Consider the following 8,406-nt stretch of genomic DNA (forward strand, 5'->3'; position numbering starts at 1 on the left):
GTAAGAAAATGAATAGAGCTAATGTAGATACTTTTGAAAAAATATCTGGTCAATTGTTGAGTATATATGAAGAAATATCATTACTATCAAAAAAAAGCCCGAATGATGCGGTGAATAAATTTAAGCTAAAGTTCGTAAACAAACTTTTATCACAGAGTAATGACTATCTGGGTGAAATGTATAAGCCGTTCGACGATTTTGATAGCTTTGATGAAGACGATATACCACAAAACAGTGACGTTGTTTTTATACTTTCTCAATATCTGCAATGTTTTGAGAAGCAAAGGTCTGATAATGTTGTTATTAGAAACGGAAATTGGTTTTGGCGAGTTATAGGTGAAGCAACTGATAAGGTCGATGAAGATGGTATGGTATTAATTCGTACCGTAAAGCCAAAAAAACTTAAGGATTAAAAGTGAAAAGTGATAAATTCTATACAACACAAGAGAAGGCCCAAACGCATGATACTACGACTCCTTTGCTAAGAGCGATGTATTCTGAATTTAAAGAAATCTCCAAGAAGAAACCTGATTCGGCTGTTAGTAAAGGAAAAATAAAAATAGTCAACCGCTTGCTTGAAAAAGTTAAAACAGTTTTGTCTGATGAGGAGTCGATTACCTTTTTAGATCTCTTGGATGAAGATGATGTGCCACAAGCAAGTGATGTAACATTGATACTTTCACAATACGTTGCAGCGATGGATGCATTTCATGGAAAATATTATGGTTGGGATGGTTCAGAACATAATTGGTTTATTGAATGATCAGTAATCCCCAATAAAAATGTGTTTTTGGACTTTTTTAGCTGTAAATGTGGCGCTAATATCCGTTTTTCGCTCTTAGTTATCAATCATATTTATTGACTTTTTTAATAAGTAGGGAGCTTACCCCTTTTTGTCTAAGGGTAAGTTCCCTTATATCTGATGCAAAGATTGACCAAAATAGTGCCGCATAAAACATTGCGGTGGTCAAAATGGTGGTCAATTAAATATTTTATTTTTAAAATTAGTTAAAAATCAATTGGTTGTATTATGTAGCGAGTCCGGCCTTCGCACCAACTCACAAACATCAATATCAAAACAACCAATAAATAAGTCCTTTAATCTAGCCACGACCAATCATTGATCAACCACGAAATCCTCTCCGAAACACATTCACAATCCTTAAACCCTACGCTCAACATTAAACCCCACACACCATACCCCCTCAACCCCTGAACACCTCCCGCCGGTGCCACGCCACAAACCCCTCCTGCGGATAGCATGCTTTCCCCTGCGGCAAGGTAATCGTCTTACCATCAAAATCCCAGAACAGCCTGCCAACGATGCCTCCGCCGTTCACCGCCGGCGAAACCTGGATGCGCATATCCTCATCCAGACCAATGGAGCCTTTATCAAAGGCCTTATGGTGAATCGCGCAGAGCGCCAGTCCGTTAGGGATTTCGCAGGGGCCGCCGTGCTGCTTCCATTTGATATGGGCCGCTTCCAGGGCGACAGAGGTATTATCATGGCGCATATTGAAGCCGCAGATCACGCACTCATAGTTATAGGCGCGCAGCACCTGCTGGCGAAAATGCGGGTCGCGCTCTTTACGGATCTGCTGCAGATCAAACCCCATCTCTTCTGCCAGTTCTTCCTGAATACTCTCCGGGAAATGCGCTTCGAGGATCTGATGGGCGAGAGTATTGATCAGCTTCTTATTTCTGTTGAGTAGCGCAAAATGCGGCTCATCGAAGCCGCCGGCGACGTGGCAGAGCTCCAGCTCTTTGCCGGGCGGCTGTCGGCTGCCCTGGGTTGAACACTGTTCGCTGTTGTGCAGCTCCCAGAAGCCGTCGCCTTTCAGGCGCCAAAAGGGCATGTCCGGCCGGTACTGGCGGCGCTGCGGGCCAAAGCGTTCCAGCAGGCTATGCAGCTCATCGCGTATCTCTGAGGCGTAGTCGAACATCCGCACATGGCCGCGCTGGTACTGTGAGAGGACGTACAGCAGCAGCAGTGGCTTATGCGGTGCACGCTGTTCGCCTTTGCGCCAGATGGTGATGTTCTCGATCGCGTGTTGCAGGGTCGTGCTGGAGGGCATAGCGTGATATTGGCAGCTAAATAAATGCGATGATGCTCGCAAAATCCTTGCCGATCAACCTACCAGATGCGGCGATTCTACGTGGATCGCTATTTAACTATCACTGCCAGTTATTTGTTCGAAAAGCCCATAGCTTTCTATTTATACTCAAGCTTCGCGCCATCAGATAGCTATGTCTTATGAAAAAACTACCGGACCATTTATCCAGGGAATGCATCATCGCCGCCATTCGCGCTTACGATGCAGGCGTTGCGCATCAGTTTAAAAGCGCGCGTCTGTATGAGATCGAGTTTGAGGGGCGTCGGTATCCTTCAAAAGCCATCGTCGGGTTAGCGGCCACGCTTGCGACGGGGACGGAATTTACCCCGGCGGATTTCAGCGGAGGGATTAAATCCAAATGCGTGCGTCTGTTACTGGAGCAAGGATTTACGATCGCGTCGCAGGGCGCTGGCGATGACGAGGTTGCGCTTTTCCCCGATGAGGGGCAGACGACCATGGAGTACGTGGAAGGGGCGGCGTTGCAGGTGGTGATCAATCGCTATGAGCGTGACCGTCAGGCTCGTCAGGCGGCGCTTCGCCTGCACGGCTGCCAGTGTAAGGTATGCGGTCTGGATATGGCCAGCCGCTATGGCGATATCGGCCAGGGCTTTATCCATATCCACCATCTCATTCCGCTGTCCGGGATCAAGCAGGATTATCGTCTGAACCCAGAAACCGATCTGATCCCGGTATGTCCCAACTGCCATGCAATGCTGCACCGGCGAGATCCGCCGTTTACTCCCGAAGAGCTGAAGGCCCGGCTGCGCCCTGCAGACTGACATCCGACAGCGCTCGCTTTCATTACATCAAACACACCACAAAACCCACGCTACCTCACCGGTAGCGTGGGTCCGCTCTCTCTTACTTATCCCGCGTCTCGCCAGCCTCCCAGCTGTAGCTACCATTGGCCGCTAAGCTATCGCCCAGCTCCTGATACTCGAACTGATAAAACTCAGCCTGGGTGCCGTACCCGGCGTAGTCTACCGCCGCCAGGCCGACGAACGCCCCGGTAAAGAACCCGCCGTAGCTCTGCAACACATAGTCATCGGACAGCACTGCGGCATCCAGCTGGACCGGGATCTCGGTGAAGGTCACGCCATCGAAGCTGTATTCATAGCTGTAGGTCTGCTTGCGGACTTTGGTCCGGAACCAGACGTATTCCACGCCGTCCGGCACCTTGATGGCGTTATCTTTCAGGTACGATGTGTATTTCCCGCGGTTATTTTCGCCGACTTCGATGACCTTGCCGTTAATTTCATTCCAGGTCAGGAAGACAAAGCTCCAGTGGCGGTCGTTATAGTAATTCGTTAACCCGGCCATCTGCTGGTAGCTGAAGGGCTCGAATTTCACCTTCACCGCGGCGTCAAAATAGAAGGCCTGCCAGCGGCGGGCAATCAGCGACAGGTCATGCGTATTGGCTAACGAACCCTGGCCGATTAAGGTTAATTTGCCGTTGCCGGTGGTGCCCATTTTGGCGGTAAACGGCACCCGCAGGGTATTCCAGTTCGGGTCGAGCGCTGGCGACGTAAAGTCATCCTGCTGGCTATTATCGCTGGCGCTTTCGGTGAAGATGGCGTCTTTCGGCCCTTCGACGAAGGTTTTCCCGCCGTGACCGCCTTCAATACGCGGCCAGCCTTCGTCGTCCCAGTACACTTTCTGGATCGAGGTTTCCCGACCGAGGGTTGACCAGCCGCGCGGGTCGTAGATGGATTCCCCCGGGCGACTCCACGGCCGGGCGCAGAGCGAGGCGTAATACCATTCGCCTTCCGGGGTGGAGACCAGCGCGCCATGGCCCTGTTTCTGGATGTAGCTGTCCGGGGTGTCGACGTTGGTTAAGAATACGTCGCCCGGCTCGGTTTCAAAGCTGTCGGCCTCGAGGGTTTTCGACCGCGCCACCACCTCCTGGTGGGTAAACACGGTGCCGCCCTGGGCGGCAAACAGATAGTAGTAGCCGTTCAGTTTATAGAGGTGCGGCCCCTCGACCAGCGCCACGGCGGTGCCGCGGTAAATGGTGCGCGCGGTTTCTGGCATTAATTTCAGCGTGTTGGTATCCAGCTCCGTTAAGGTAATGCCATCGAAGGGGTGATGGTACTCCCGGTGATCCCAGGTTTGCTGAACGATATATTTCCGGCCATCGTCGTCATGGAACAGCGAGGCGTCAAACCCGACGCCGTTCAGCTTGATCGGGTCGCTCCACGGGCCCCGAATATCCTTCGCGGTGGTCAGATAGTTGGTCATGTCTTTGAAGGCGCCTTCGGTGACCTTCACATCGGTATACACCAACCAGAATTGCCCATCGGCCCAGGAGAGCGCCGGCGCCCAAATGCCGCCGGAGGAGGGGTTGCCCTTCATGTCCAGCAGGGTGGTGGTGGAGAGCGGCGAAGGCAGCAGGTTCCAGTTTTTCAGATCTTTCGACTCATGTAAACGCACGCCCGGGAACCACTCAAACGTCGAGTTGGCAATATAGTACGTATCCTCGACGCGAATAATACTGGGGTCGGCATTAAAGCCACGTAATATCGGGTTTTGAATAAGTGACATTTCATTACACCTTTTAAAATGGAAAGTGACGAATCGGTCTGATTTATAATTTTTTTAACTACACGCGGATCTCATCCAGCTGACGGTTGATGTCGGTAACATGTTTATCGGAGATCGGATAAACCTGCATGATCACCATCGAAATAGCGGCCAGCGCAATCGGGATCCACACCGCGGTCATAATGATCCCGTCGATGGCGCTGGCGCTCTGCACGGCGCCGCTTTCATTAAATCCATACACCGCCAGCAGCCACAGCGGGATCGCGCCGCCGATGGTGAAGCCGATCTTGAAGAAGAGTCCCATAATGGCATTGATAATGGCGGCATTGCGTTTGCCAGATTTTAATTCGCCATACGCGATGACTTCTGGTACCAGCGCCCACATAAAGCCGGTGGCGGAGGTTAAGCCCCACTGTTTAATAAAGGTGGCGATATAGGCCAGCCACAGGGCGTCGTGCATCCCTTCACGGGACCAGACGTAGGTCAGCAGTTCGCCGACGATGAACATGGCGAGGAACAGATGGAAGAAGCCTTTTTTACCAAAGATTTTTTTCAGTTTCGGCCAGAAAATCGGGAAGGCGATGCCGGGAATAGACGCGACGAGACCCACCGCGCCCATCCATTCGGAGTGGCCGACGACGTACTGGTTGAAGAAGCCGTTAACGGTGTTCATAAAGAACATGAAGGTAAAGGCCAGCATAAAGAACATGCCGAGAATAACCAGCGGGCGGTTATGTCTGAGCTCGTGGAAAAGGTCGGTGGTTTTGACGTTGGCGGTCTGCTCGGCGGTCGCGACAACGCGTTCTTTGGTGAATTTATAACAGATAAACAGGGCCACCGCGCCGATGATCATATAGATGGCGTACACGCCGAACCAGGCGTAGTTCGCCGACGGATCGGTATAGTTGCCCAGATTCAGCTCAAGGCCGAAAAAGCCGGTGTCTTTCAGGCTGCGATCTTTCGGCGCCGCCATCTGCACAAACATCGGGAACAGGGTATAGACCAGCAGGTTGGCGCTGTTGGCCAGCATCATACGGGTACTGGTCAGCTTATCGATCGATTCCGGGTCGCGGGTCAGCGACGCATTCAGCGAGCCATAGGGAATATTGACTAAGGAATAAACCAGGTCCAGCGCCAGATAAATAATAAAGGCGAAAGCCACCGAACCTTTCACTCCGGGGATTGGCGCGAACAGTAATGCCGACAGGATCACCAGCGGCACGCCGGCTCGTAACAGCCAGGGGCGATATTTTCCTGCTTTCGAGGTTCGTTTATCCACGTAGGTTCCGACCATCGGATCCCAAAACACATTAATGATGCGGACAAAAAGAAAAATAAAGCCTGCCGTTGCCGTGCTGATGGTATTTACCGTCAGCATATGCAAAGCCAGAAAACCCCCAATGGTGCCGAAAACCAGGTTTTGCGCAAAGTCGCCCATGCCATAACCAATTCGTTCTCCGCGGGTTAATTTATGATATTCATCATGCCGACTGTGCATTATGTTTTTACTCATTCTAAGCAGACTCCGGTTTGTTTTGTGTAGGTGAAACACTTTCTGACACAGTTGACCTGGAAGAATCTATTACGTTTTTAAATTAAGTAATTATGTTTTTTTACTTCTGTGATCCTCGAAGCAAAGGCCTGTATCACCTGCGTTGACTCGTTATCCGCCGCTAATTTTCTGACAGATATGCAATGTGACAAAACAGGCATTTTAATTCGCTATGTTCACCTGAATTCCCCAGGGAGTGTACGCTATACGCGCGCGAAGCGAGATATTTAAAATAGTTTTATTTGCGAGATGGCTCACATTTGAGCATTTTCTCAATCGCCGAGTGAAATAACGTAATTGAGCAACCGACGATGAGAATACACGATGTGTCACAGTTGTTAATTTTCGGCTTCCTCAATTTCGGAGTTCATCATGCAAACTTATTTTGACCAGCTCGAACGCGTTCTTTTTGCCGGACCTAAAACCGATAATCCGCTGGCGTTTCGCCACTATAATCCGGATGAAATCGTGCTGGGAAAACGCATGGCAGATCATCTGCGTTTTGCCGCCTGTTATTGGCATAACTTCTGCTGGAATGGCGCTGATATGTTTGGCGCCGGCTCGTTTGAGCGTCCCTGGCAGGCCGCGGGCGATGCGCTGGAAATGGCCAAACGCAAAGCGGACGTGGCGTTTGAATTTTTCTACAAGCTCAACGTGCCGTATTACTGCTTCCATGATGTCGACGTCTCGCCAGAAGGCGCGTCGCTGAAAGAGTATTTGCATAATTTCGCCGTGATGACCGAAGTGCTGGCGGAGAAACAGCAGCAAACCGGCGTGAAACTGCTGTGGGGCACCGCCAACTGCTTTACCCACCCGCGCTACGGCGCCGGGGCGGCGACCAGCCCCGATCCGGAGGTGTTTGCCTGGGCGGCCACGCAGGTGGTGACCGCCATGAACGCCACCCACCAGCTCGGCGGCGAAAACTATGTGCTGTGGGGCGGCCGCGAAGGTTACGAGTCGCTGTTGAATACCGATCTGCGCCAGGAGCGCGAGCAGATTGGCCGCTTCCTGCAGATGGTGGTGGAGCACAAGCATAAGATTGGCTTTGGCGGCACGCTGCTTATCGAGCCGAAACCGCAGGAGCCCACCAAGCATCAATACGATTACGATGTCGCGACGGTGTATGGCTTCCTGAAGCAGTTTGGTCTGGAAAATGAGATCAAGGTGAACATTGAAGCCAACCACGCCACCCTGGCGGGGCACTCTTTCCATCATGAAATCGCCAGCGCCATCGCGCTGGGCATTTTCGGCTCCGTTGATGCCAACCGCGGCGATGCGCAGCTCGGCTGGGATACCGATCAGTTCCCGAACAGCGTGGAAGAAAATACCCTGGTGATGTACGAGATCCTCAAAGCCGGGGGATTCACCACCGGCGGCCTGAACTTTGACGCCAAAGTTCGCCGGCAGAGCACCGACAAATACGACATGTTCTATGGCCATATTGGCGCCATGGACGTGATGGCGCTGTCCCTCAAGCTGGCCGCGCGCATGATTGAGGATGGCAAGCTCGATCAGGGTCTGGCAAAACGCTATGCCGGCTGGCAGGGCGAGCTGGGGCAACAAATTATGGCCGGCCGCATGTCGCTGGATAATATTGCCCGGTACGCTGAGCAGCATAATCTGAATCCGCAGCATCACAGCGGGCGTCAGGAATTACTCGAAAATCTCGTCAATACCTATATCTTTGGTTAAATTTGGCTGATATGCCCCTGCGGGGGCATATATTCCGCCATCTGCCTGCTGCCAGGAAATAGCGTTTATTGGTTCGTGTTGTATTTATGCTGTCTGCGCCGCAAGGCTATCTGTTTGACTGTCTATAGATGAACAATCCGCAGTGCGGATGGTTCTGCTATTGTGCCACCTGTTTAATATTAGTGAAGGAGGAAGAGTCGCGATAATTGTGTAATGCCTCTGTGACCGTACAAAATAAAAAATAACTTGTTCTGATGATAGCGACATATTCTGTCAGCTCAGAATAGGCTGGTTATTGTCTGAATAAAATTAACCTATATTGAGAAACTCATGACAATGATAAAAAAACTTCCATTAACCATGGCGGTTATCGCCGCGTTTTTTCCGCTTACCTCTGTAATGGCGCAAGAATTTACTCAGGAACAGATCGACGCCATCGTCGCCAAAGCCGTTGATAAAGCGCTGGCCGAACGCCAGGCGAAAATCGACGCCGCGGCCGACAAAAAG

7 protein-coding genes and 1 pseudogene are annotated in these 8,406 nt (G+C 51.3%); 5 read left to right on the forward strand and 3 right to left on the reverse strand.

The window, feature by feature from the left end:
• The first annotated feature begins 8 nt into the window (after positions 1–8).
• Positions 9–413 (forward strand): hypothetical protein, encoded by a 405-nt coding sequence (locus ACQUTI_RS21915; protein ID WP_064178476.1) that lies wholly within the window; start codon positions 9–11, stop codon positions 411–413.
• 2 nt (positions 414–415) lie between these two features.
• Entirely contained in the window at positions 416–763 is a 348-nt protein-coding gene (locus ACQUTI_RS21920; protein ID WP_064178477.1) for a hypothetical protein, read from the forward strand.
• 442 nt (positions 764–1,205) lie between these two features.
• On the opposite strand, the gene ACQUTI_RS21925 is transcribed toward ACQUTI_RS21920, so the two are convergent.
• Positions 1,206–2,075, reverse strand: a complete 870-nt coding sequence (locus ACQUTI_RS21925) for a phosphorothioated DNA-binding restriction endonuclease (protein ID WP_099441533.1) — start codon at positions 2,073–2,075, stop codon at positions 1,206–1,208.
• A 179-nt stretch (positions 2,076–2,254) separates the two neighbouring features.
• Here ACQUTI_RS21925 and ACQUTI_RS21930 point away from each other — a divergent pair, with 179 nt between their 5' ends.
• On the forward strand, positions 2,255–2,893 hold the full coding sequence (locus ACQUTI_RS21930) for an HNH endonuclease (protein ID WP_099441534.1): 639 nt from the start codon (positions 2,255–2,257) through the stop codon (positions 2,891–2,893).
• 82 nt (positions 2,894–2,975) lie between these two features.
• Here the strand turns inward: ACQUTI_RS21930 and ACQUTI_RS21935 are convergent, their stop codons facing one another.
• Positions 2,976–4,655, reverse strand: coding sequence for a glycoside hydrolase family 43 protein (locus tag ACQUTI_RS21935; RefSeq protein ID WP_099441535.1), 1,680 nt, complete (start codon positions 4,653–4,655; stop codon positions 2,976–2,978).
• 58 nt (positions 4,656–4,713) lie between these two features.
• Positions 4,714–6,153, reverse strand: coding sequence for an MFS transporter (locus ACQUTI_RS21940; RefSeq protein WP_072206957.1), 1,440 nt, complete (start codon positions 6,151–6,153; stop codon positions 4,714–4,716).
• Positions 6,154–6,579: 426 nt separating this feature from the next.
• On the opposite strand from ACQUTI_RS21940, the gene xylA reads away from it, so the two are divergent.
• Positions 6,580–7,899, forward strand: coding sequence for a xylose isomerase (xylA, locus tag ACQUTI_RS21945; protein ID WP_108450706.1), 1,320 nt, complete (start codon positions 6,580–6,582; stop codon positions 7,897–7,899).
• Positions 7,900–8,229: 330 nt separating this feature from the next.
• Positions 8,230–8,406: pseudogene (locus ACQUTI_RS21950) on the forward strand (carbohydrate porin); the annotation flags it as partial.

This window comes from Klebsiella sp. 7-CIP_Kleb., assembly GCF_050378655.1.
Lineage (GTDB): Bacteria > Pseudomonadota > Gammaproteobacteria > Enterobacterales > Enterobacteriaceae > Klebsiella > Klebsiella quasipneumoniae.

Bases quoted from the DNA above. Each gene is read 5' to 3' on its own strand.
- ACQUTI_RS21915 (WP_064178476.1), top strand. From the start codon at position 9: ATGAATAGAGCTAATGTAGATACTTTTGAAAAAATATCTGGTCAATTG.
- ACQUTI_RS21925 (WP_099441533.1), bottom strand. From the start codon at position 2,075: ATGCCCTCCAGCACGACCCTGCAACACGCGATCGAGAACATCACCATC.
- ACQUTI_RS21930 (WP_099441534.1), top strand. From the start codon at position 2,255: ATGAAAAAACTACCGGACCATTTATCCAGGGAATGCATCATCGCCGCC.
- ACQUTI_RS21935 (WP_099441535.1), bottom strand. From the start codon at position 4,655: ATGTCACTTATTCAAAACCCGATATTACGTGGCTTTAATGCCGACCCC.
- ACQUTI_RS21940 (WP_072206957.1), bottom strand. From the start codon at position 6,153: ATGCACAGTCGGCATGATGAATATCATAAATTAACCCGCGGAGAACGA.
- xylA (WP_108450706.1), top strand. From the start codon at position 6,580: ATGCAAACTTATTTTGACCAGCTCGAACGCGTTCTTTTTGCCGGACCT.